This window comes from Neorhizobium phenanthreniclasticum (assembly GCF_040066075.1).
Classification (GTDB): Bacteria; Pseudomonadota; Alphaproteobacteria; order Rhizobiales; family Rhizobiaceae; genus Neorhizobium; species Neorhizobium petrolearium.
This window is the reverse complement of sequence record NZ_JBEAAL010000006.1, coordinates 160,007-181,196: the sequence shown is the minus strand read 5'-3', so window position 1 is coordinate 181,196 and position 21,190 is coordinate 160,007. Positions and strand designations below refer to the sequence as shown.

Below are 21,190 nucleotides of genomic sequence, written 5' to 3'. Positions count from 1 at the left end.
TCACAGCTCAACCGTGAGGAGCAGCAATGAGCACGAAGGCCACCATCCAGAAAATCGGCGAAGACTATGGCATCGTCCTGCCGCAGGACGTCCTCGATCGTCTCGGCTGGAAAGAAGGCCATGTACTCGAAATCCATGCGGACGATACAGGCATGGAGCTGTTCGATCCCAAAAACGTGTCGGATGAAGACTTCCAGCGTCAACTCCTCGCCGCCAAGATGGCGATGAGGAAATATCACGTCGCCCTCAGCCACTTGGCGAAGACCTGATCACCCCGCAAATTTCCCGCTTCTCGGAAAGCCCTTCGGCACGACGCGTCCGGCGGAGGCGCGGTCGCCTATCCATTCCAGAAGCTCGTCCTTGTTGCGCGTGAAGACACGGCCGGCGCTGTCTTCCCAGGAAAGCCCGTCGGCCATCGCGAAACACTTGACGTCGGAAATGCCGCCGTCCTTGTAGCGCTGCAGGCGCACGCCCTTGCCGCGACTCATCTCGGGAAGCTGGACGAGCGGGAAGACGAGCATCTTGCGGTTCTCGCCGACCACAGCGACGTGATCGCCCGAAACCGGCACGACGAGCTTCGCCTCGTCCGGCATGCCGACGTTCATGATCTGCTTGCCCTTGCGGGTGTTGGCGATCATTTCGCTTTCCGCCACCACGAAGCCGTTGCCCGCAGTCGAGGCGAGGATCAACTTGCGCGACGGGTCATGCACGAAAGCGGTCAGGATGTCCTGATCGTTCTCCATGTCGACCATGATGCGGACCGGTTCGCCGTGGCCGCGGCCGCCCGGCAGCCTGTCGGCGCCGAGTGTGTAGGCCTTGCCTCCCGTCGTCACCAGCAGCAGCTTGTCGGTCGTCTGCGCCGGGAAGGCGAGCTTCGGCCCGTCGCCTTCCTTGAAGGTGAGGTTCGACGTATCGGACATGTGCCCCTTGAGCGCGCGGATCCAGCCCTTCTGCGAGACGACGACGGTGATCGGTTCCTTCTCGATCATCGCCTGGTTGATCGCTTCGATATCCGCCTCCGGCGCGTCGGCAAAACTCGTCAGGCGCGCATAGGGCTTGCCGCGGCCCTTGGCGAAACTCTTGCGGACCTCCTGGATCTGGTGCTCGACGACCCGCCACTGCTTGTCGTCGGACGCCAGCAGCGCCTCGATATCCGCCTTTTCCTTGGTGAGCTCGTCGAACTCGGTGCGGATCTCGAACTCTTCGAGCTTGCGCAGGTTGCGCAGCCGCATGTTGAGGATGGCTTCCGCCTGCGTATCCGTGAGCGACCAGCGCGCAATCATCACCGGCTTCGGCTCGTCCTCCTCGCGGATGATGCGGATCACCTCATCGAGATTGAGATAGGCTATGAGAAGGCCGCCGAGAATGTCGAGCCGCCGGTCGATCGCCGCCAGCCGGAAACGCGAGCGGCGGATGAGCACTTCCTTGCGGTGTCCCAGCCACTCGCTCAGAATCTCGTTGAGCGCCATCACCTTCGGCACGCGGCCCATGGAGAGGACATTCATGTTGAGCGGGAAGCGGTTTTCCAGCTCCGTCAGCTTGAACATCGATTCCATCAGCAGCGTGGCGTCCACCGTTCGGCTCTTCGGCACCAAAACGATGCGAACGTCTTCCGCCGATTCGTCGCGCACATCCTCCAGCAGCGGCAGCTTGCGGGCGAGCAGCAGCTCGGCGATCTTCTCGATCAACCGCGATTTCTGCACCTGAAAGGGGATTTCGGTGACGACGATCTGATAGCCGCCACGGCCGAGATCCTCGATCTGCCAGCGGGCGCGCACGCGAAAGCCGCCGCGGCCGGTCTTGTAGGCCTCGATCATAGAGGCCCGGCTATCGATGATGATGCCGCCGGTCGGCAGGTCGGGCCCCTCGATGCCGCCCCTGGCGGGATCGGCCGGGTCGGCCATCAGGTCCTCGACGGTCGCGTCCGGATGCTTGATCAGATGCAGAGCCGCATCGCACAGCTCATGCACGTTATGCGGCGGGATCGAGGTCGCCATGCCGACGGCGATACCCGAGGTGCCGTTGGCAAGAAGATTGGGAAAGCTGCCCGGAAGGACGACCGGCTCGCTGTCCTCTTCGTTGTAGGTCGGACGGAAATCGACCGCATCCTGCTCGATCCCCTCCAGCAGGAGACCGGCGACCTCGGTCATACGGGCTTCGGTATAACGGTAGGCGGCGGCGCCGTCTCCGTCGATATTGCCGAAATTCCCCTGCCCGTCGACGACCGGATAACGCTGCGAGAAATCCTGGGCAAGGCGAACAAGCGCGTCGTAGACGGATTGATCACCATGCGGATGGAACTTACCAATGACATCGCCGACGATGCGGGCGCATTTCTTGAAGGCCGAATTCGGGCGGATGCCCATCTCGCTCATAGCGTGGATGATGCGGCGATGGACCGGCTTCAGCCCGTCACGCACATCCGGCAGAGCACGATGCATGATGGTCGACAACGCATAGGCGAGATAACGCTCCTCGAGCGCAGCCTTCAGGTCCACCGGAAGAATATTGTCTCCGCCGTCGCCGCCGGAAGGAGGTGTCAGATTTTGTCCCATGGGCCTTGACTACCGGAAAGCCTGATTCCCGGCAAGAATCATGTACGAAGCGTCTGTGGAGAACGGGCCACAGCGATGAATTTCGCCATCCTTTCGTTCCCAGGGCAAAGCCGCAATTTCGCCGCGAGAAATACCGAACAATCCGATGGACGTTTCAACATCCTCGCCTATAACTGCCGCACCAACTCAAATGATCGCGGGCCAAACCTTTGCCCGCCAGGAGGAAAAATCGATGCAATACTCCACCAGGGCCCGGCTGCTTCTCGCCGGCGTCGTGCTTTCCACACTGGCCGGGCCGGCCTTCGCGCTGGACGGCAACGACCTCGTCGCCAAGATCAGCAATGCGATTTCGGTCCAGAGCAGCGGCAGCCTCTCTGCAGAATCGGTCGCGGTCAACGGTTCGGATGTGACACTTACCAATGCCAGGTTCACCGCCACCTCCGGTCAGCCGAGCTTTCCGCTTGGCACGATCCGCCTCGAAGGCGTGGAGGAAAACAACGGCGGCTACACGATCGAAACCGCTTCCTTCGACAATGTGGACATCACGCAGGACAAGACGACTTTCACCGCTTCGGACATCTCGATGAGCGGCCTTGTCGTCCCATCCGATCCTACCGCCAACAGCCTGGACGCGGTCCTTCTCTATGACGAGGCGCATATCGGCAAGATGGCTGCAACGATCGACGGCAAGCCTGCCTTCTCTGTCGATGAAACGAACCTAACGACGGAAGTGGCAGACGACAATTCCTCCATCGGCTTCGATCTCCAGGCCAACGGCATCAAGAGCGACCTGAGCCTCATCGAGGACGCCAAGGCCAGGGAAGCCCTTCAGCAGCTCGGCATTGCCTCCCTCGACGGCAAGGTGACGATGCAGGGAAGCTGGGCGCCGGAAGACGGTGCACTGGACGTCGACGAATATGCGCTCGACTTCGCCGATATCGGCCGCCTCAATCTCACGTTCAGCATCTCCGGCTACACGCTGGACTTCATCAAATCGGCAAACGAGACCGCCAAGGCGATGGAAGCGAACCCCAACAAGGAAGAGGCGCAGCAAGCCGCGAGCCTCGCCATGCTCGGCCTGATGCAACGCCTCACCTTCAACAGTGCGGAAATCCGCTTCGAGGATGCCGGCATCACCAAGCGCGCACTCGACTATGCGGGCAAGAGCCAAGGCACCACCGGCGAGCAGATGGCCCAGATGTTGAAGGGCATGGCGCCGATGATGCTCGCGCAGTACAACCTGCCGGAACTGCAGAACATGGTGAGCGCGGCGGTCAACACCTATCTCGACAATCCCGGCAGCTTCACTATCAGCGCCGAGCCCGAAAACGGCGTTCCATTCCCGATGGTCATGGGCGCTGCCATGGGCGCCCCCGACACGCTACCGAAGGTACTCGGCATCGAGGTCACGGCGAACGACTGAAACGGCAAGCTTCAATTTTTGGCGCCCCGGAGAGCAGAGCTTTCCGGGGCTCTTTCTCCATCAATGAGATGCCGGAGTTGCAAACGAGGCATGCTCCTTGTCGTGAAGCGCAAAGCGATCGATCATGCTGGCGCTTGCTTCATTCACACCGTGAACGCTCACATCGATTCCACGCCGGCGGAATTTCAGCACGACGTCGTCAAGCGCGCCGACTGCGGAAATATCCCATAGATGGGCCTCGCTCACGTCGATCAGCACTCTTTTTATTGGCTCGTCAAAGTCGAAAGCCTTGATCAGGCTTTCCGTGGAGGCGAAAAATACCTGACCGTCAACTCTATACGTCCGGCTCGTGCCATCGGCGTTGAGTTCCGAGCGGACGTGGAAAAGACGGGCGACCTTGCCGGCGAAGAAAATGCCGGACAGCAACACGCCGACCAGAACCCCCTTGGCCAGATCGTGGGTCGCGACAACCGTCACCACGGTTGCCAGCATGACGACCGACGACGGCAGCGGATTGTGCCTGAGGTCACCGATCGAGCGCCAGGAAAACGTGCCGATCGAAACCATGATCATCACGGCAACCAGAGCGGCCATCGGGATGATGCGGACGAGATCGTCGAGCACAACGATGAGGAAGAGCAAGAAAGCCCCGGCCACGAAGGTCGACAGCCTGCCGCGTCCACCCGAGGAAACATTGATGACCGACTGACCGATCATCGCGCAGCCGCCCATGCCGCCGATGAGACCGGAGGCGATATTGCTGACACCCTGGCCGATACATTCCTGGCTCTTGTTGCTGGTCGTGTCGGTCATGTCGTCGACAATCCTTGCCGTCAGCAGGGATTCCAATAGACCGACCGCAGCAAGAGCAAGCGAATAGGGAAAGATGATCTGAAGCGTCTCCCACGTCAGGGGCACGCTCGGCAGGGCGAAGACCGGCAGCGCGGATGGCAGTTCTCCAAGGTCGCCCACTGTGCGGATATCCATGCCGAGGAAGACCGATGCTCCGGTGAGGACAGCAATCGCGACCAGAGGCGAAGGGATGGCTTTCGTGATCCTCGGGAAAAGATAAATGATGGCAAGCCCCGCCGCGATCATGACATAGGTCTCGACCGGAACGCCGATCAGTTCGGGAAGTTGTGCCATAAAGATCAGTATCGCGAGCGCATTGACAAAACCGGTCATGACCGACTTCGAGACAAAGCGCATGACCCGGCCAAGCTTTGCAAGCCCCGCCAGAATCTGCAGCGCGCCCATCAGCAATGTCGCGGCGAAAAGATATTGAAGGCCGTGATCGCGGACCAGCGTCACCATCAGCACGGCAGTCGCAGCCGTCGCGGCCGAAATCATCCCCGGTCGCCCTCCCGTAAACGCCGAGACACAGGCAATGGCGAAAGAGGCGAAGAGACCGACCTTGGGATCGACCCCTGCTATGACCGAAAATCCGATTGCCTCCGGAATCAGGGCAAGCGCCACCACGATGCCCGAAAGAATATCGCCACGAATGTTGGAAAACCATTCACGGCGGTACGCAGAAAGTTTGTTCATCAGGAAACTTCGCAAAAAGAACTGCATCCGCCAGGAAAGAGATATCCGGGTGTCGGAACGGCTGATGCTTTGCGTTGTCCGGCGGATCGGCGGCCGGAAGAGCCACCCGGGAGTTTCACCCGAGTCCTTGTGATGCGACACAATAGCCTGCGAAATGCTGCGCCGCAACACCAACAGCGAAAACCCGGCTGTCCTTGCCGGGCTTCCTGGTTCTCCTGGTGCGTTATTCCAGAACCTGGATTACCGTACGCGTTTGCGGATTGACGACGACGCGCTGTTCGTTGACGACCGTGTAGGCGTAGTCCGGATGATCCTGGATGGTATGGATTTCCACGGTGTCCGGCAGCGCAGTGCCAACCGCGAGCGTGCCGTCATAGGTGACCGACGGAACGGTCTGTTCCATCACATAGGTCCGGACCTCGCCGGGCAGTTCCATCGTCGTCGAGCCGGTAACCGCCGGATCCTTCGTGATGATTGTCGTTTGTGCATAGGCTGCGCCCGAAAGAGCGATCAACGCTGCGGAAACAGCCGCGAGAGTCTTGTGCATGTTCTTCTCTCCCTGTGCTTGAGCCGACCTAACAATGCAAACGAGCGATCGTTCCCGCGCTCCCCGCTTGCGCTGAATGCGGCAAACGACACCTTGACGCCGTAGGCAGGCGCAGGTGAAAACCGCGGTGCGGCGCAATGGGCAGGCTCGATGTTCGGGGAGCGCCGCTATCTATGAAAGGTTTCTATTCCCATGCTGGCATGGCTTGCCGCGGAAACGCAGACGATCGAGAAGCTGGAGACCGCCCGCAAGCGTTTCGAGCCGGCCCACCCCTCCTATTACAGCGGCCGGCCCGGCAACCAGTTGCAGCGGCTGATGACTGCACGCCAGGATTTCCTGTCGATCTGGCGACAGAGCGACCACCGGGAAACGGTCCGGGACATCAAGCTCTTCGGGCGGCAGATCGTTGCCGTGAACTCCCCCGAGGCGATCAAATACGTGGTCGCGACCCGGCACGAGAATTTCGAACGCAAGACGCCACAGATGCGCCGGGCGCTGGAATATCTGCTCGGCGACGGGTTGTTCATTTCGGACGGCGAAACCTGGAAACAGAGGCGCCCGCTTGTCGCGGACATCGTCCACAAGCACCGCGTGCCCGCCTTCGGCGATATCATGAAGAACACGTCGCTCGAACTGGCCGAACGCTGGACGGGACTCGGGGACGGCGCGTCCGTCAATGCGCTCTACGAGATGGCGGGATTGACGGCGGAAATCATCTCCCGCAGCGTCTTCGGCAATGATCTCGGCGAGGAACGCGCCGGCATGGTCACCGACGGATTCACCAGCTATCAGGCGCTGATCGACTCCATCAATATCGGCTATTTCCTCGGCTTCGACGAAGGCCTGCCGCTCCTTCGAACCCCTTCGCTCCGCCGTTCCGTCAAGCGCATCCATGGCATTATCGACCGGGTGATCGAGGATCACCTGGCCGGCAAGGGCGACGACAATTCGATGGTGGAGCTCTTGATCCGCAGGCAGAAGCGCAATCCGGAACTCAATCTCGACGTGGTCGCGCTCCGCAACGAGGCGGCGACCATCTTCATGGCAGGCCACGAGACCACCGCCGCGACGCTCACCTGGGCCTGGTATCTGCTCTCCAGGGCGCCGTGGGTCGAGGAGGCGGTGCATGCGGAGATCGAAGAGATCTGCGGCAGCAACGTGCCGACCGTCGCGGATGTACCCAACCTGAAATGGTGCACGGCGGTGATCGAGGAAACGCTTCGGCTCTATCCGCCCGTCCCGATCCTCGCCCGACAGGCGAAGCAGGCCGACCTGATCGGCGACCTCGACGTCAGGCCTGCTTCCCTCATCCTGATCGTGCCGTGGGTCCTGCACCGGACACCTTCGCTTTTCGCCGATCCGCATCTCTTCAAGCCGGAGCGCTTCCTGGAAAAGCGGCCGACGCCCTACAGCTATATTCCCTTCGCAAGCGGCCCGCGCATATGCCCGGGCCTGCAATTCGGTCTCACGGAAGCGATCCTCTGCCTTGCCGTGCTCGCCCAAAGGTTTCGCCTGCGCGTGCCGGAGGACCACAGGGTCGAGCCCGTCAGCCGGCTGACGCTGAGGCCCCGCGGCGGCCTGCCCGTCACCCTCCATCGGCGGTGAGGGTCGATGACCGAGACTGGAGATATGCCGCCCACCGCAAGCCCGACCAAGCGCAAGGCCTGGCTCTACAGGGAAACCGATGCGCCGACGCTTGGCGATTTCTTCGCCGGCGGCGAGCCCCGGCAGCGCTTCCTCGATTTCTGGCGCCCCGACGCCCTGAGCAACGCCGGCGAAATCCTGATGTTCTTTGCCTTCAAGCTATTGCCGGCAAAGGCGGTTTCCGAAATCGGCGGCGCGCTTGGCCGCTTTGCCGTGCCGCGCTGGCATAAAAAGGCTCTCTCCCGTGTGAGGAACAATCTCAGGGTCATCCGGCCGAATGCATCGGAGGCGGAGATCGACCGATGGGCGGAAGAGTTTGCCGATTCGCAGGGGCGGCAGCGGGCGGAATATTCCGTCCTGCAAAGGCTGGCTGCCGGCCGCAACATCCGCTTCGTCGGCACGAAAGACCTCGTTGCCCAGTGCTCCGGCCGCCCGGTGATCTTCATCGGCTTCCATACCGGGAACCTCGAAATTCTCTGGCAATGCCTGATCAACATGGGGCTTACCGTCACCACCAATTACGATCCGCCGAAGCGCCGCTCGCACCAGTGGATCACCGACCGCATCCGGCGGCGCGGCGGGCTTGGCCTCTTGCCGCCCGGCAGGAGCTATGTCCGGCCTGCCTTGAGAATTCTCCAGTCCGGCGGCAACCTACTCATCTATTGCGACGAGGGATTCGGCGGGATCATGCGCGCCCCCTTCTTCGGACGAAGGCCGCATCTGCAAGGCAATTACGCACTGGTCTCGCGGATGGCGCGAAAGACCGGCGCACTCATCCAGCCCGTCTATCTGACCCGCGACGGCGGGACGCGCTTCACCTTCCATGCTTTGCCGCCGGTCGATTTGCCGCCGGAGGACTCGCCGGGAAGCCGGCTGATCGAAGATGTAGTATTGCTCAATTCCGTGGTCGAGCCGATCATCGCCGCCCATCCGGGCCAATGGTTCTTCCTCGACAACCGGATCGTGCCGCTCTGAATGCATATCGGGGCCGGTCAAGACAGGAGATTTGGCTTATGACTCCCTTCGATGAAAGCAAGCAGAAGACCTACCTCGCCGTCGATAACGCGATCGACACCGCCCTTGCATCGCAACGGCTGGTCGGCACGGTGGTGCTGATCGCCAGGGACGGCGAGACCGTCTATCGCCGCGCCGCCGGCCTTGCGGACCGCGAGGCCAACCTCGCCATGAAAGAGGATACGATCTTCCGTCTTGCCTCCGTCACCAAGCCGATCGTGACGATTGCCGCGATGCGGCTCGTCGAGCAGGGGCGGATCGGGCTGGACGTTCCCGTCACGAAATGGCTGCCGGATTTCAGGCCGCGTCTCGAAGACGGAAACGAACCGGTCATTCTGATCCGGCATCTGCTGACACATACTTCCGGTCTCAGCTATGCTTTCGCCGCGGAGAACGGCCCCTATGCCCGCGCCGGCGTTTCTGACGGTGTCGACCAGCCGGGCCTGTCGCTCGACGAAAACCTTCGCCGCATCGCCTCCGTGCCGCTGCTCTTTGAACCCGGCGCCGGCTGGCAATATTCCGTCTCCATGGACGTGCTCGGCGCCGTCATCGAAAAGGAGACCGGCAAGCGTCTGGGCGATGCGGTGGCGGAACTCGTCATGCAGCCGCTCGGCCTTTCCGACACGGCTTTCACGGTGGTCGACCGCAGCCGGCTGGCCGCCCCTTACGTGGACGCATCGCCCGAGCCGAAGCGGATGGGCGAAACGGAAAAGGTCTGGGCACTCGACGGCTCCGTAACCTTCGCGCCCGACCGCATCTTCGATCCCCTCTCCTTCCATTCCGGCGGCGGCGGCATGGCGGGAACCGCAGGCGACGTGCTGGCCGTGCTCGAGACAGTCCGCAAGGGCGGCGCGCCGCTGCTTTCGGAGAAGACGGTCAAGGAAATGATGACGAACCAGGTCGGGAACCTCCTGGAGCCGACGCGACCGGGCTTCGGGTTCGGCTTCGGATGGGCGATCATCCTCGACCCGGCGGCAGCGGCTCTGCCTGTCTCGCCCGGCACACTGCAATGGGGCGGCGTTTACGGCCACCACTGGTTCATGGATCCGGCGAAGAAGCTCACCGTGGTGGCGCTCACCAACACCACGCTCGAAGGCATGTGGGGCCAGTTCACGCTGGATATCAAGAAGGCTGTTGCCGCTTCGCTCTAGGCAGGCTCCCTGCCGCCTTCACGCGCGAGACGTCAGCCTGTCGAAAAGGCCCGCGACGGCGTCGGGATCGGCGGCATCGATTGCCTCCAATCCATGTTCCTTTGCCGACGCGCGCATTTCGGAATTGTCGCGCAAGGATCGTTCTATGAATTTGTCGATGAGACCGCGGCTGATGTCGTCGGCCTCACCATATTTTGCTTCGGATCGCATCCTTGCCTGCAGGAAATCCGCATCCGCATAAAGACACACCCCCGCAATTTTCTCGGAAACCAGCGGCGCAATATATTCCGGGCGAAGCGCCGAACCCTCGAACACGAAACGTCTCTCGGCTTCGCTCTCTTCCTTGATGATCTGCTCAAGCCGAGGCCACATATTCTCGTGGTGTACCTTCAGAAACCAGTAGATCGTCTCAGGCGAAAGGCGAGAATAATATTCGGCAACGGGCTGGCGGACCTGAGGCCAAGGGCGGCCTGGATGTCGCCCAAGGCTGTCGGTAGAAATCATCCGCCAGCCAAGCGCGTCCGCCAGAAGCCTGGCGAGCGTCGTCTTGCCGACGTTTGAACTTCCCGCAATCAGAATGCCCGAAAGGCGCTCCTCCATTAGAGCCGCCGCTCAGTCCTTTTTCTGCGGCGGAATGACCCGGATCGAGAGTTCGCGGAGCTGGGTCGGCGTTGCTTCCGACGGCGCGCCCATCAGAAGGTCCTGCGCCTGCTGGTTCATCGGGAAGAGCGTGATCTCGCGCAGGTTCTTCGCGCCCGTCAGAAGCATGACGATGCGGTCGATCCCGAAAGCGGCGCCGCCATGCGGCGGGGCGCCGTACTGGAAGGCGCGGTAAAGGCCGCCGAAGCGCTCCTCGACATCAGCTTGCGACAGGCCGACCAGTTCGAAGGCCTTGACCATGGTTTCCGGCGACTGGTTGCGGATCGAGCCCGAGGCAATCTCGAAGCCGTTGCAGACGGCGTCGTACTGGAATGCCTTGATCGCCAGCGGTTCCTTGTTTTCCAGCGCATTAAGCCCGCCCTGCGGCATGGAGAACGGGTTGTGCGCGAAGTCGATCTTCTTCTCGTCCTCGTTCCATTCGTAGAACGGGAAATCGACGATCCAGCAGAGCTCGAAACGGTCCTTGTCAGTGAGGTTCAGTTCCTCGCCGACGCGGCTGCGCGCCTCGCCCGCGAACTTGTAGAATTTCTGCGGATCACCGGCGACGAAGAAGCAGGCATCGCCCCCTTCCAGTCCGAGTTGGTTGCGGATCGCCTCGGTGCGCTCCTCGCCAATATTCTTGGCGAGCGGGCCGGCGCCTTCGAGGACTGCGCCTTCCTGCCGCCAGAAGATATAGCCGAGGCCCGGCTGACCCTGCTGCTGCGCCCAGGCGTTCATCCGGTCGCAGAAGGCGCGCGAACCGCCGGTCTTTGCAGGGATAGCCCAGATCTCGACATTCGGATTGGAGGCGATCATGTTGGCGAAGACCTTGAAGCCGGAGCCGGCGAAATGCTCGGTCACCGCTTCCATGACGATCGGGTTCCTGAGATCCGGCTTGTCGGAACCGTATTTGCGGATCGCGACGTCATAGGGGATGCGCGGCCATTCCTTGGTCACCGGCTTGCCGTCGGCGAATTCCTCGAAGATCGAGGTCATCAGCGGCCCCATCGTGTTCCAGACGTCTTCCTGGGTCACGAAGCTCATTTCGAGGTCGAGCTGGTAGAATTCGCCCGGCAGGCGGTCGGCGCGCGGGTCCTCGTCGCGGAAGCAGGGGGCGATCTGGAAATAGCGGTCGAAGCCTGCCACCATCAGAAGCTGCTTGTACTGCTGCGGCGCCTGCGGCAGCGCGAAGAACTTGCCCTGGTGGATACGGCTCGGCACCAGGAAGTCGCGCGCGCCTTCCGGTGAGGAGGCGGTCAGGATCGGCGTCGTATATTCGGTGAAACCGACATTGGTCATCTCGCGGCGCATGGCCGAGATGACCTGCGTGCGCTTGACGATGTTCTTATGCAGCGTCTCGCGGCGCAGGTCGAGGAAGCGGTAGCGCAGGCGCACGTCTTCCGGATAATCCGGCTCACCGAAGACCGGCAGCGGCAGTTCCTTCGCCGCGGAGAGCACTTCGATTTCCTGCGCGTAGAGTTCGATCTCGCCGGTCGCCATGTTCGGGTTGACCGTGTCCTCGGAGCGGGCCTTGACAAGGCCGTCGACGCGGATCACCCATTCGCCACGCACGGTCTCGGCCATCTGGAAGGCCGGCGAATCCGGGTCGGCGACGATCTGCGTCGTGCCGTAATGGTCGCGCAGATCGATGAAGAGAACGCCGCCATGGTCTCGCACGCGATGCACCCAGCCGGACAGGCGGATGGTGGAACCGACATCGGACTTCCGAAGGGCGGCACAGGTGTGGCTGCGGTAACGATGCATTTCAAGAATCCTGGACTGATGCGTGTGACGGCTTGTCGGCGTGCGCGGCACTGCCGGCCGGTCTCATGGAAAATCGGCGCGAAAAGCGCATGATGGGCCTGCTTTGTCAAGGCAGAACCGGTTTGCGGGCAAAAACGCTTCGAACCCGAGGCCGGATATAGGACTGCCATCAAGCCGCGCCAGTGCCCCGGAACAGGTCCCGCATCGCCTTTTCCTCCTGCACGATGCGGATGGCGAGGATGACGAGATAGACCGGAAGCCCGATCGCCAGCGTGAGATAGGCGTGGAAGATCAAGGCATAACCAATGAGTTCCGGCAGGATGTTCAGAAAATAGTTCGGATGCCGGATCACGCGGAACAGCATATGCCGGCTGATCGGATGGTTCGGCGCGATCATGATCTTCACCGTCCAGATATCACCAAGCAGTCCGACGATCCATACGAGCATCAGCATCGCGGCGACGAAGATGGCGAGGCCCGTCATCGACACGGCGTCGAATTGAGCCTGCCTGATCCACCCCTCACCCAGTCCCGCGAAGTAAAAGACCGTGTGAGCCAGCGCCAGCAGCGCGCTGTTCAATGCGCCATATTCCACCGCCCCCTGCTTTCGAAGCTGCCGCTCATGCCGCTTCGACACGACGACGCTTGCGATTCGGGCTGCAGCGGCAGCGAGGAAAATAACAATGAGAATGGGACTCATGACGATTAAGCCTCCGGTCGTCAGCAATTAACCGAAGCCCCGTCGCGAAACCATAGGCATGGGTCGACTGCGGGTGAATTTTCCAAGACAGATGTAACGTTCTTCGTCTATGAGTTGCTCTGAGCGCATCGATCGGCGCGATTCAAGCCCTGCCTCACGCAACAAAGTTCGATGAACCATATCCGTCCGTTGATCCCCCTTCTCGTCACCGCAGGCATCCTGATCGGCGGCAACGGACTGCAGGGAACGTATATCGCGTTGCGCGGCTCTGCCGAGGGTTTTTCCCCCTCGGTCATCGGCATGATCGGCGCCGGCTACAGCGTCGGCTTCGCGATAGGCTGCATCTACGTGACACGGCTGCTGCGCGCCATCGGCCATATCCGCACCTTCTCCGCCATGGCTGCAATCACGGCATCCGCCTCGCTCGGCATGTCGATGATCGTCGATCCGGCCGTCTGGTTCGCCATGCGCTTCCTGATCGGCATCGCGGTCGCAAGCCTCTTTGCCACCGTCGAGAGCTGGATCAACGCCAAGGTCACCAATGCCAACCGCGCCCGGACGCTCTCGATCTATCGCCTGGTCGACCTGAGCTCCGTGACGATCGCACAATACATCATCCCGGTGGCGGGTATCGAAGGTCCACTCGTCTTCAATATCATTGCGATCGCTTTGACGCTGTCGCTCGTGCCGATCTCGCTCGCTGACAGGTCGAGCCCTGCCCCGCCTGAGAAGATCGCCTTCGATCTCAAGGCCGTCTGGCGCATCTCGCCGCTCGCGGTGGTCGGCGTCATTTCGGTCGGCCTTTCCATGGCCGCCTTCCGCAATATCGGGCCGATCTATGCCGAGGAGATCGGCATGAGCATCACCTCGATCGCCACCTTCATGAGCGCCGGCATCATCGGCGGCGTCGTGCTGCAATATCCGCTCGGCATCTATTCCGACAGGCTCGACCGGCGGCGCGTCATCCTGTGGACGACGATCGGCTCGATCATTACCGGCGCCTATCTCTCCTTCGGGGCCGGAACCAACGAGACGGCCAACATCGTCAGCGTCTTCCTGTTCGGCGCCTTTTCGATGCCGCTCTATTCGCTCTGCTCGGCGCATGGCAACGACTACGCGAAGGAAGGCGAACACGCGCTGGTCTCTGCGGGCCTGCTCTTCTACTGGTCGGTGGGTGCGACGATCGGGCCGCTGCTCGCCTCCATGCTGCTCGAATATTACGGACCGCGGGCCTTCTTCGCCTATACGTCCTTCATCTTTGCGGGCTTCCTGGTGTTTACGATCCGGCGCATGGGCGCGCGGCCGCCCGTGCCGCCGTCCGAGCGCAGCTCGCGTTTCCGCGCTCTGCTCCGGACCTCCGCCTATTTCAACAGGCTCGCCGGTCCTCCCGATAAAGACGAGCGCGAGTAACACTTAAATCCCGTTCTGTATTGACATATGCCGTCGGACGCGAAAGGAAGGTTGATCACCCTCAAATGAACGCAAAAATGATCGAAACGACCGCCGCCCTCGAGGAAGCCTGCCATGCGCTGGCCAAATCGGACTTCATCACCATCGATACCGAATTCCTCCGGGAGACGACCTTCTGGCCGGAGCTCTGCCTCATCCAGATGGCAAGCCCGCGGCTGGAAGTGCTGGTCGATCCGCTCGCCAGGGGGCTGGACCTCAAACCCTTCTTCGAGCTGATGGCGAACCCTTCGGTCACCAAGGTCTTTCACGCCGCCCGGCAGGATATCGAGATCGTCTACCATCTCGGCAATCTCGTGCCGCATCCGATCTTCGACACGCAGGTGGCCGCCATGGTCTGCGGTTTCGGGGATTCGGTCTCCTATGACCAGCTCGTGAACCGCATCAAGGGCGTGCATATCGACAAGTCCTCGCGCTTCACCGATTGGAGCCGGCGACCGCTTTCCGACAAACAGCTCGAATATGCGCTGGCTGACGTCACCCATCTGCGCGACGTCTATCTGTCGCTGAAGGAGCAACTCGAGCGCGAAGGCCGGGCGCTGTGGCTCACCGAGGAAATGGCGATCCTCGAATCGCCCGAGACCTACGACCTGCATCCGGATGATGCCTGGCTGAGGCTCAAGGCGCGGCTCAGGAAACCGACCGAGCTTGCCATCCTGAAATTCGTCGCCGCCTGGCGCGAGCGCGAGGCGCGCAGCCGCAACGTCCCGCGCTCCCGCGTGCTGAAGGACGATGCGATCTATGAGATCGCGCAGCAGCAACCGAAGGATGCGGAAGCGATGTCCAGGCTGCGCACGGTTCCGAGAGGCTGGGAGCGCTCGGCCTCGGGTGCTGCGGTCATCGAGCAGGTCAATGCCGCGCTGGCGCTGCCGAAAACCGAGATGCCACATCCGCCGAAGCATGCGCATGTGCCGGAGGGCACGGCCGCGGCCGTCGAGCTGCTCAAGGTTCTCCTGAAACTCATCTCCGACAGGCAGGGCGTTGCCGCCAAGGTCATTGCCAATACGGACGACCTGGAGAAGATCGCCGCCGAAGGCGAAAAGGCCGACGTTCCCGCCCTCTCCGGGTGGCGTCGCGACCTCTTCGGCGATACCGCATTGAAGCTGATCGACGGCGACGTGGCGCTCCGCTTCGTCAACAAGAAGGTCGAGGCGGTCGAGCTTTAGGGGCTTACGGCATTTTCGCTTATCCCCCTGCTTCACCCCCTCTGTCCTGCCGGACATCTCCCCCTCAAGGAGGGAGATCACAAGCGGCGTGCTCTTTCCCCGCCAAACTACCCCCTTGCCGGACTTCGTCGTTGTTGTTTGGGGAAGCCGATGCGTCCAGCCGATCTCCCTCCTTGAGGGGGAGATGTCCGGCAGGACAGAGGGGGTAAGAGCGGAGCGTCGTATATTTCGCGCCAGGTCATTCCGGCGCAGCCATCCGACAGCCCCCTATCGAATGACCGGCTCGCCGTGATAGCGGCGTTTCGACGGTTTCGAGACGCCGAATCCGACTTCCATCATCAGGCGCGGGCTCTGCTTCGCGAGCGTGCCCATATGAAAGCCGAACGGGTCCTCGACAAAGCCCGTTCCTGCGCGGCCAGTCAAAGTGACGGCGTTTTCCTCGCCGTAGAACTCCAGCACCTCTTCCGCCGGATGACCGACCAGCAGAGTCAGCTGATGCTTGATGCGCCGGCGCCTGTGGCTGCCCCGGACATATATATGCGGGCCGGCATCGGCATCGACGTCCGACAGGTAGAAAAAGAATTTCAGCATGCGCCAGTCGTCCAGGTCGAAGTGGTATTTGAACGAGGCGCGGCTGAGATCCGCGTCGGTTGCCGCCTTGGTGGGGAAACTCCACCAGATCCGGGTGGTAATCAGTTTCGCCTCGCCGCCGAGATAGTGCCGCGCCACGTCGATGAGAAGCGGGTCCTGTTGCACCGCGACGGCGGCCTCGCATTGCAGGACCCGTTCGAAGTGATGGCCGCTCAGGATCGGGCGACCGAAACGCCGCTCGGCTTCTGCATGCTCGCCGGCCAGAAATTCGAGCTTGCGTTCGAAATTGCCGAAACACGGCGTTTCCCGGCCAAAGCGGGCGATCTCCCGGTGGATGTCGTCCGGCAGGGTAAGACCGGCAAATATCCCCGCGCCTTTCAGCTCCGCCGCAATGGTCCGCGCATCCAAATCGCCGAACATCGAAGGTCCCGGCGTTGCCGCTCGGACCGGCTTCGCCGTCAGCCAATGCGCCCGGCGGAACGGCATCGTCCGCGCCAGAAGAAACATCGGCAACCATGCGGGATTTTCGCGCACGTCGGTCAGATAGGTCGGTATGCGTGCGGTGATGCGGCGAAGCGGTCCGCCGGAACGGGCAATGGTCTCGAGATCTTTCGGCTTGGATTTGGAAGCGTCAAGCATCTGATATCCTTTACGAAATCTTTGCTAGAGCGAATTCATGAATCTTGGCGGCCCCCATTCACGGTAACGCGCACTCGCCGCTATCGCAATGCAGCATAAGAATTTTTGCATAAAACATCCGATGAAAACCGCCGCCTTCGTTAAGAGAAACTTGACGCGGCTGGCCATCTCGATCACACGGGATTGCCGCCGAGCATATGCCCGCACCCGTTTCCGGCTTGATCCGGCCGGTTTCGTATGGTGATCTCGCCCATCATCTTACCCCGACGCGACGATGTCCGCGCATCGCCGCTCCTTCAAAGCGAGCCAATCCACATGCGCCAGTCCCTCACCGCCGAGACCGCCCAGCATTTTGCCGCGATCGCGCTCGGGCACGTCGGGCGCGAATATCCAAACAAGCCGGCCAACGTGTTTTCAGGCCCGGAAGATGCGAAAACACCGAGCGAGCTTCATCCGATCTTCCACGGCAGCCTCGACTGGCATTCCTGCGTGCACGGCTACTGGATGATGGCGCATATCCTGCGGACATTCCCGGATATCCCGGCGGCAAGGAACATCCGGGCGCTGTTCGACGCGATGCTGGTGCCGGACAAGGTGGCGGGCGAATGCGCCTATCAGGCAAAGCCCACATCGCGCGGTTTCGAGCGGCCCTATGGCTGGGGTTGGCTCCTGAAACTTTCCGCCGAACTGTCGCTGCTCGATGAGCGGTGCTGGTTCGAGAACCTTAAACCTCTGTCGGATGTCTTCACCGGTCGCTTCACCGATTTCCTGCCGGTCGCCACCTATCCGGTCCGGGTCGGCACACATTTCAACACCGCCTTTGCCATGCGGCTTGCAGCCGACTATGCCGAGACGATCGGCGATACCGCGTTGCTCGGACTGCTAACGGAGACGGCGCTCCGTTGGTATGGCCAGGACGAGGCCTGCCCGGCCTGGGGCGAACCCTCCGGCGACGATTTTCTCTCTTCAGCGCTCGTGGAAGCCGAATGCATGCGGCGGCTGATGCCGGCGGAGGGTTTCCTGCCCTGGTTCGACCGTTTCCTGCCTGAGATCGTGGCGCGGAGGCCCGCGACGCTGTTTTCGCCGGCCTCCGTCTCCGACCGCTCGGACGGCAAGATCGCCCATCTCGACGGTCTCAATCTTTCCCGCGCCTGGTGCTGGCGGTCGCTCGCGAAAGCCCTGCCGCAAGGCGATCCGCGGCGGCCGATCATGGAGAAGGCGGCGGAAGACCATCTTGCAAGCGCACTTCCCCATGTGGAAGGCGACTATATGGGCGAGCACTGGCTGGCGAGTTTCGCGACGCTGGCGCTGGAGGCATGAGCGGAGAAGTTACCGGTGCATCTTCGCTCCCCTGGTGATCTTGTCGACGATCTTCTTCTCGGCCCGCAGCGCAATCCCGACCAGCCTGGCGTCGTCCGGCGCAAACTCGGCGAACACCGCGCGGTTCGCCGCATCGTGGCCTGTCGCAAACATCTCCTCGATATAGGCCGATGTTGTCACTTCCCGTTCGAGCGAGCGCCGGTGGATCATGCGCAACGTCTCCTGCTCGGCAGACAGGACCACGACCGGCTGGATGCTCATCGGATTGTAGACATGGCCGGCCGCATCCCGATATGCTTCACCGATGATCGCGGGAGATTGGGCGACGATGCCGCTCATCAGGAAAGCGGTCACATTGAGCTCCTGCCAGGGGGCGAGGTCATCGCGAAGCACGAGCGCGATCTTGGTGTCGAACATGAAGAACTCCGTCGAAGGTTATGCAAGGACCGACGCGATAGCGGCAGCAAGCACCGCCGGTCTTGAACGTTCGTGCAAGGCGGAGGAAAAGCCGGACGGCATCGTCCAGGCTCCCTCCTCATGCGGCATCGAGCGGATCGAGGCGCGGTTCCACGGCAACGGTTTTTCGCCGCACCGGCATGACACCTATGCGCTCGGAATCACGCTTTCCGGCGTCCAGACGTTCCATTATCGCGGCTCGGTCCGCGTCAGCCTGCCCGGCAATGTCATCGTCCTGCATCCGGACGAGGTGCATGACGGCGCCGCCGGCACCGACGACGGTTTGCGTTACCGCATGCTCTACCTGCCGCCGGAACGGCTGATCGAGGCGGCGGGCGGTGTGGCCGGACTGCCCTTCGTGCCCGAGCCCGTCATGGCAGACGATGCCTTCCGCGACTGCCTCGCCGAGGCGCTCGACGATCTTGACGCCACGCCGCAGGAGCTTCTGCTGGATGACCTGATCGCCCGTCTGACGGCAAGCCTCTGGCGTCACGCGGACAGTCGCGGCACTTTGCCGGACAAATCGACCTCGCGCGAAGCCGTGCTCCGCTGCCGCGACTATCTCCAGGACAATTGCGACCGCGCCGTCTCTTCCCAGGAACTGGAAGCCGTCAGCGGCCTCGATCGTTACACGACTTCACGGCAATTCCGGAAGCTCCTGGGGACAAGCCCACACCGCTATCTGGTCATGCGCAGACTCGACCGGGCAAAACAACTGCTCTTCGAAGGCGGAAGCCTGGCGGATGCCGCTTTCGGCGCAGGCTTTGCCGACCAGGCCCATTTCACCCGGCACTTCAAGAAAACCTTCGGCATGACGCCGGGCCGCTGGGTGGCGCTCAAGAGAAGCGCCTGACGTTCAAATCGACCTCGATATCCCGTCATCAAAGCTTCATCGAAGCTTCAATGTTCCATCACCCGGCCGTCACGACCGCTCCCTATGCGGTAGGCGTCTTTGACACGCCAACCAACAGGTGATCTCATGATCCGACCCCTTCTCGCCTCCGTTGCTCTCGCTGCGCTGATCGGCGGTTCTGCTGCTGCCGAAGAAAAAGCCTTCCCGGCCAAACTCGTCGGCCAGGCAATCCTGCCCGCCAACACGATCGTTCCGGCTCCGGCCGACGCGCCAGCCTTCCTGAAGACGTCCGGCAAGTTCACCACGCCCGACCGCAAGCGCACCGAGGCCCTCGGCACGCTGCCGGGCAAGGACGGCGTCCGCGTCACCGATGTGAAGCTGCCGTTCGACGGCCAGCCGCTGCAGGGCTTCTCCGGCATCAAGACGATGGCCGACGGCACGTTCTGGACGCTGTCGGACAACGGTTTCGGCTCGAAGGCCAATTCCTCCGACGCCATGCTCTTCCTGCACCAGATGAAATTCGACTGGGCCGCCAACAAGGCGGAAGTCGTGAAGAATATTTTCCTCTCCGATCCGAACAGGATCGCGCCCTTCCCGATCACCATGGAAGGTTCCGACACCCGCTATCTGACCGGCGCCGATTTCGATATCGAATCGATCCAGCCGGTCGCCGACGGCTTCTGGCTCGGCGAGGAATTCGGCCCCTATCTCTTGAAGTTCGACACCGAAGGCCGCCTGACCGACGTGATCGCGACCGTGATCGATGGCAAGCCGGTCAAGTCGCCCGACAATCCGACGCTCACCACGCCGGCCAACCCGGCCGCGAAAATGGTTGCCTTCAACCTGAAGCGCTCGGGCGGCTACGAGGGCATGGCCATGTCGAAGGACGGCTCGAAGCTCTACGGCCTGCTGGAAGGCCCGCTCTATCTGGAAGACGGTTCGGTCGAGAAGGCGGACGGAATGACGGCGCTGCGCATCGTCGAATTCGACGTCGCCTCGAAGGCATGGACCGGCCGCTCCTGGCTCTATCCCCTATCCCAGGGCGGCGAAGCGATCGGTGACTTCAATATGGTCGACGCCACGACCGCCCTCGTCATCGAGCGTGACAACGGCGCCGGCTCCGCCGACAAGGCCTGCGCCGATCCGGCCAAGCCCCAGCCGACCTGCTTCAACGCGCCTGCTAAGCACAAGCGCGTCTATAAGGTCGAGATGACCGACGGGAATGTCGGCAAGGCCGTCCGCAAGATCGGCTACATCGATCTCATGAAGATTGAGGATCCGGACGAGAAGAAGAAGGCGGGTAATGTCGAGGGTGTCTACGACATGCCCTTCGTGACGATCGAGAATGTCGACGTGGTCGATGCGACGCATATCATCATCGGCAACGACAACAACCTGCCCTTCTCCGCCGGCCGCGCCGTCGACAAGGCCGACGACAACGAATTCAGCCTGCTCGAAGTCGGCGAATTCCTGGCGGCGAAATAGTCCAGATCCGCCTCGGACAACAGGCCCCGGCATCCGCCGGGGCTCAGTTTGTTGGCAAACCTTCCGGCATGCAAGACGTCATCCCCGGGCTTGTCCCGAGGATCTGCCATCCCTTGCCAAATCATTGGTTATGTTGGGATAATTTCGAGAGTATAGAGGTGGTAAGATGCTCGGGACAGGCCCGAGCATGACCGAAGAGGAGTTGCCGCCCTTTGTCAGCAGCCTGAG

The 21,190-nt window shown here is 61.9% G+C and carries 18 protein-coding genes and 1 other annotated feature; of the genes, 10 read left to right on the top strand and 8 right to left on the bottom strand.

Going from position 1 to position 21,190, the window contains the following annotated elements; translation table 11 throughout:
• Positions 1-26: 26 nt before the first annotated feature.
• Complete coding sequence (locus ABK249_RS10895; protein WP_227702403.1) at positions 27-269, top strand: AbrB/MazE/SpoVT family DNA-binding domain-containing protein; 243 nt, start codon at positions 27-29, stop codon at positions 267-269.
• Here the strand turns inward: ABK249_RS10895 and parC are convergent, their stop codons facing one another.
• Positions 270-2,555, bottom strand: coding sequence for a DNA topoisomerase IV subunit A (gene parC / locus ABK249_RS10890; RefSeq protein ID WP_037150648.1), 2,286 nt, complete (start codon positions 2,553-2,555; stop codon positions 270-272).
• 232 nt (positions 2,556-2,787) lie between these two features.
• Here parC and ABK249_RS10885 point away from each other — a divergent pair, with 232 nt between their 5' ends.
• Positions 2,788-3,978, top strand: coding sequence for a hypothetical protein (locus ABK249_RS10885; protein ID WP_037150646.1), 1,191 nt, complete (start codon positions 2,788-2,790; stop codon positions 3,976-3,978).
• A 60-nt stretch (positions 3,979-4,038) separates the two neighbouring features.
• Here ABK249_RS10885 and ABK249_RS10880 read toward each other — a convergent pair whose 3' ends face one another.
• Complete coding sequence (locus tag ABK249_RS10880) at positions 4,039-5,526, bottom strand: SulP family inorganic anion transporter (protein ID WP_227702402.1); 1,488 nt, start codon at positions 5,524-5,526, stop codon at positions 4,039-4,041.
• A gap of 72 nt (positions 5,527-5,598) precedes the next feature.
• Positions 5,599-5,656, bottom strand: a sequence feature (sul1 is cis-regulatory element that is thought to sense ions involved in sulfur or methionine metabolism; They are found in Alphaproteobacteria).
• Between the two features lie 93 nt (positions 5,657-5,749).
• On the bottom strand, positions 5,750-6,073 hold the full coding sequence (locus ABK249_RS10875) for a DUF1236 domain-containing protein (protein WP_037150643.1): 324 nt from the start codon (positions 6,071-6,073) through the stop codon (positions 5,750-5,752).
• Between the two features lie 192 nt (positions 6,074-6,265).
• Between ABK249_RS10875 and ABK249_RS10870 the strand changes: the two genes are divergently transcribed.
• The 3 genes from ABK249_RS10870 to ABK249_RS10860 are packed head-to-tail and all read left to right on the top strand — an operon-like array spanning position 6,266 to position 9,882.
• Complete coding sequence (locus ABK249_RS10870) at positions 6,266-7,678, top strand: cytochrome P450 (protein WP_037150641.1); 1,413 nt, start codon at positions 6,266-6,268, stop codon at positions 7,676-7,678.
• 6 nt (positions 7,679-7,684) lie between these two features.
• Complete coding sequence (locus ABK249_RS10865; protein WP_227702401.1) at positions 7,685-8,692, top strand: lysophospholipid acyltransferase family protein; 1,008 nt, start codon at positions 7,685-7,687, stop codon at positions 8,690-8,692.
• A 38-nt stretch (positions 8,693-8,730) separates the two neighbouring features.
• Positions 8,731-9,882, top strand: a complete 1,152-nt coding sequence (locus ABK249_RS10860) for a serine hydrolase domain-containing protein (RefSeq protein WP_348862853.1) — start codon at positions 8,731-8,733, stop codon at positions 9,880-9,882.
• 18 nt (positions 9,883-9,900) lie between these two features.
• Here the strand turns inward: ABK249_RS10860 and ABK249_RS10855 are convergent, their stop codons facing one another.
• The 3 genes from ABK249_RS10855 to ABK249_RS10845 all read right to left on the bottom strand — a co-directional run bounded on the left by ABK249_RS10855 (position 9,901) and on the right by ABK249_RS10845 (position 12,985).
• Positions 9,901-10,482 (bottom strand): hypothetical protein, encoded by a 582-nt coding sequence (locus ABK249_RS10855; RefSeq protein WP_348862852.1) that lies wholly within the window; start codon positions 10,480-10,482, stop codon positions 9,901-9,903.
• 12 nt (positions 10,483-10,494) lie between these two features.
• The gene (gene aspS, locus ABK249_RS10850; RefSeq protein ID WP_348862851.1) at positions 10,495-12,285 is read right to left on the bottom strand and encodes an aspartate--tRNA ligase; all 1,791 of its coding nucleotides are present in this window, start codon (positions 12,283-12,285) and stop codon (positions 10,495-10,497) included.
• Positions 12,286-12,454: 169 nt separating this feature from the next.
• On the bottom strand, positions 12,455-12,985 hold the full coding sequence (locus ABK249_RS10845) for an isoprenylcysteine carboxyl methyltransferase family protein (protein WP_037150632.1): 531 nt from the start codon (positions 12,983-12,985) through the stop codon (positions 12,455-12,457).
• 171 nt (positions 12,986-13,156) lie between these two features.
• On the opposite strand from ABK249_RS10845, the gene ABK249_RS10840 reads away from it, so the two are divergent.
• Positions 13,157-14,395 carry an MFS transporter gene (locus ABK249_RS10840; RefSeq protein ID WP_227702398.1) on the top strand — a complete coding sequence of 413 codons (1,239 nt, stop codon included), beginning with the start codon at positions 13,157-13,159 and terminating at the stop codon, positions 14,393-14,395.
• Positions 14,396-14,472: 77 nt separating this feature from the next.
• On the top strand, positions 14,473-15,618 hold the full coding sequence (rnd, locus tag ABK249_RS10835; protein WP_348862850.1) for a ribonuclease D: 1,146 nt from the start codon (positions 14,473-14,475) through the stop codon (positions 15,616-15,618).
• Between the two features lie 267 nt (positions 15,619-15,885).
• Here rnd and ABK249_RS10830 read toward each other — a convergent pair whose 3' ends face one another.
• Positions 15,886-16,848 carry a phytanoyl-CoA dioxygenase family protein gene (locus ABK249_RS10830; protein WP_227702396.1) on the bottom strand — a complete coding sequence of 321 codons (963 nt, stop codon included), beginning with the start codon at positions 16,846-16,848 and terminating at the stop codon, positions 15,886-15,888.
• Between the two features lie 315 nt (positions 16,849-17,163).
• Between ABK249_RS10830 and ABK249_RS10825 the strand changes: the two genes are divergently transcribed.
• The gene (locus ABK249_RS10825; RefSeq protein WP_348862849.1) at positions 17,164-18,168 is read left to right on the top strand and encodes a DUF2891 domain-containing protein; all 1,005 of its coding nucleotides are present in this window, start codon (positions 17,164-17,166) and stop codon (positions 18,166-18,168) included.
• 9 nt (positions 18,169-18,177) lie between these two features.
• Here the strand turns inward: ABK249_RS10825 and ABK249_RS10820 are convergent, their stop codons facing one another.
• On the bottom strand, positions 18,178-18,585 hold the full coding sequence (locus ABK249_RS10820) for a DUF2000 family protein (RefSeq protein ID WP_037150622.1): 408 nt from the start codon (positions 18,583-18,585) through the stop codon (positions 18,178-18,180).
• Here ABK249_RS10820 and ABK249_RS10815 point away from each other — a divergent pair.
• Together ABK249_RS10815 and ABK249_RS10810 are read left to right on the top strand one after the other, a co-directional pair.
• Positions 18,584-19,477 carry an AraC family transcriptional regulator gene (locus tag ABK249_RS10815; protein ID WP_348862847.1) on the top strand — a complete coding sequence of 298 codons (894 nt, stop codon included), beginning with the start codon at positions 18,584-18,586 and terminating at the stop codon, positions 19,475-19,477. The two genes, ABK249_RS10820 and ABK249_RS10815, sit on opposite strands and share 2 nt — an antisense overlap.
• 126 nt (positions 19,478-19,603) lie before the next feature.
• A complete protein-coding gene (locus tag ABK249_RS10810; RefSeq protein ID WP_227702392.1) occupies positions 19,604-20,962 on the top strand; it encodes an esterase-like activity of phytase family protein in 1,359 nt (452 codons plus the stop codon).
• Positions 20,963-21,190: the final 228 nt, after the last annotated feature.